Genomic DNA, 2,371 nt, shown 5'->3' with positions numbered 1-2,371 from the left:
TTGGCGCCACCGCATCGGCTATTTCAGCCCGAACGCGCATGACGAATGGGTGTTACATACGTGGAGTCTGGCAGTCGAATGGCAATTCTATTTGCTCTTCCCGCTGTTTCTGCTGGGCGTGTGGCGGTGGTGGCCACACCGGCGCCGCCGCATCGTGCTGGCACTGTGCGCCGCAGGCTTCGCGGTCTCGCTCTATTTTTCGTATCTGCGGCCCGACATCGCGTTCTTCCTATTGCCGGCGCGGCTGTGGGAATTGCTGTTGGGCGCGCTGGTATGGTTGTACCCGGTCAACCTGCCGCGCCGCGCCGCGCTGGCCGCCTCGGTCATCGGGCACGGGTTGATCGTGGCGAGCATCGTGCTGATCCAGCCGGAGGCGCGCTGGCCGGGCTGGCTCGCCTTGCTGCCGACGCTCGGCACGCTTGCCGTCCTGTATGCGAACCGCCCGCTACCGCTGCTGCGGGGGTGCGCGGTCCAGGGCGTCGGCGCGATCTCTTACTCGCTGTATATGTGGCACTGGCCTGCGCTTACTCTGTTGTATTTCGTGGCGCAGACGCAGACCGTGCTGCCGAGCCTCCTGACGCTCGCCGCACTCGTGCCCGTCAGTGTCGGTTCCTACTCTCTGCTCGAAATCCGCCTTCGTAGTGCACTGGCACGGCCGGGAGTCGCGCAAGCCGGAATGGGCGCTGCCGTCGTTGCGGTGCTGGGCGCTGCGGGCGCGGTCCTCGCATTGGGCGGAATGGTGCCCGGCCGTGCCGCCGATCTGGCGCTGCGCGACGAGCTCGTCAAACGCAATGCTAACGTCTTTCTGGATCCCCGCGCGACATATTGGCGCGCGTGCGACCGGTTCGAAACGCAGCAGCGCACGGGCAGCGACGCCATCCCAGCGGCGTGCACCGCCGGGCCGCCGGGGGGCGTGTTCCTGTGGGGCGATTCGCATGCGGGCGCGCTCTATCCTGCGCTGCGCGCACACATTCCGGCAGCGATCCCGCTCGACCGGGTGACGGCGGCCGGATGCATGCCCGGGCTTGACCCCGTGCCGAGCACGGCGCTGTGCGGTCGCGCGATCGACTATGCGCTGGCGGCGATCGCACGCTTGCGCCCGCACATCGTGCTGATCGTGATGCGCAAGGATCAGAATCAGCATTATTTGCCCGCGTTGACTGCCCGGCTCCACCGGATGGGCGTGGCGCAGGTCGTCTTGCTCGGACCGGCAATCATGTGGACCAGCGCACCGTCACGCGCGATCGTTCGGCGGCACTGGACCGGCGCGTCAACGGGCCCGGTGTGGATTGCTGACGGATCGATCGACTGGATTTTCCGAACGCAGGACATCGCGTTTCAACGCCAGATGCGCGGGGCCGATGCGACGGTGATCTCGCTCGCCGACGCGCTGTGCCGGGGCGACCAATGCCTCGCCCGCTTGGGCGGTGGCGCGATGCTGCAGGATGACACGCAGCATCCGACGCTGGAAGGTGCCGATTTCATCGTCCGCACGATCGTGATGCCGCGGCTCCGTCCGTTACTACCCGCCCCCAAGCTTGACTCAGGCCACGCCCCCGGCTAACCGCCTCTCCTCGCAATTGGCCCCGCACCCCGGTGAAGCGGTGGCCCTGCCCTGATCTCCAAACCAGATCCGGATAGAGCGATACCGGGTATCGATCACGCCGCTTTCAGCGGCGCGGTCTTGTTACGAAGCACTTGCCCAAGGAAATACCATGTCGAAGCGTTCATCCGCAAAGTATAAGCTCGATCGCCGTATGGGCGAGAATATTTGGGGCCGCCCCAAATCGCCCGTCAACAAGCGTGAATATGGCCCCGGCCAGCACGGTCAGCGCCGCAAGGGCAAGGTTAGCGATTTCGGTATCCAGCTGCGCGCCAAGCAGAAGCTCAAGGGCTACTACGGCGACGTGACCGAGAAGCAATTCCGCGCTTGCTACACCGAAGCCGCACGCATGAAGGGCGATACCGGCCAGAACCTGATCGGCCTGCTTGAGCAGCGGCTCGACATGATCGTCTATCGTGCGAAGTTCGCGCCAACGGTTTGGGCCGCACGCCAGCTCGTTTCGCATGGCCACGTCCGCGTCAACGGCGTGAAGTGCAACATCGCCAGCCGCCGCTGCTTCGTCGGTGACGAGATTACGCTCGGCGACAAGGCCAAGGAAATGGCGCTGGTGATGGAGGCGCAGAGCCTCGCCGAGCGCGAAATCCCCGATTATGTCGCCCCCGACGGTGCCGCCAAGGTCACCTTCACGCGCGTGCCGGCGCTTGATGAGGTCCCGTATCCGGTGAAGATGGAACCCAATCTGGTGGTCGAATTTTACAGCCGCTGAGGCGAGGATTTAGCGCAAGCTAAATCCAGCCACACTCAGCG

The 2,371-nt window shown here is 65.1% G+C and carries 2 protein-coding genes; both read left to right on the top strand.

Features of this window, described 5'->3' with window-relative positions:
• On the top strand, positions 1 to 1,564 hold a 1,564-nt coding region (locus tag ABWP09_RS14005; protein ID WP_353205735.1), incomplete at its 5' end, for an acyltransferase family protein.
• A 151-nt stretch (positions 1,565 to 1,715) separates the two neighbouring features.
• Complete coding sequence (gene rpsD / locus ABWP09_RS14000; RefSeq protein ID WP_176497724.1) at positions 1,716 to 2,330, top strand: 30S ribosomal protein S4; 615 nt, start codon at positions 1,716 to 1,718, stop codon at positions 2,328 to 2,330.
• Positions 2,331 to 2,371 lie beyond the last annotated feature (41 nt).

Origin of the sequence: Sphingomonas sp. (assembly GCF_040398505.1) — a bacterium.
Lineage (GTDB): Bacteria > Pseudomonadota > Alphaproteobacteria > Sphingomonadales > Sphingomonadaceae > Sphingomonas.
The sequence above is the reverse complement of the archived record's forward strand: the minus strand, read 5'-3'. Positions and strand labels throughout refer to the sequence as shown.

What these genes read in the sequence shown, in the direction of transcription:
- rpsD (WP_176497724.1), top strand. Translation starts at nt 1,716, where the DNA reads ATGTCGAAGCGTTCATCCGCAAAGTATAAGCTCGATCGCCGTATGGGC.